Below are 228 nucleotides of genomic sequence, written 5' to 3' on the forward strand. Positions count from 1 at the left end.
CCGATGTATCGCTCCAAATTCTATTCTTAGAGCCTTGCTCAGAATGAAAATGGTTTAGTCTCATTGTCTTAAACAATGCATCCGGACGCGGGATGGAGCAGTTTGGTAGCTCGTCGGGCTCATAACCCGAAGGTCGTCGGTTCAAATCCGGCTCCCGCAACCACATTACAGTTGAACGTTGATTTGATGCTTTGCAGCAGAAAAGATAAACGGTTAGCTTATGCGATA

General features: G+C 46.1%; 1 tRNA gene. It reads left to right on the forward strand.

Annotation, left to right across the window (positions count from 1 at the left end):
* Positions 1-86 precede the first annotated feature (86 nt).
* Positions 87-163, forward strand: a tRNA-Met gene (locus AB4407_RS07610).
* Positions 164-228: the final 65 nt, after the last annotated feature.

Origin of the sequence: Vibrio sp. 10N.261.46.E11 (assembly GCF_041472735.1) — a bacterium.
In the GTDB taxonomy this organism is placed as follows: Bacteria; Pseudomonadota; Gammaproteobacteria; order Enterobacterales; family Vibrionaceae; genus Vibrio.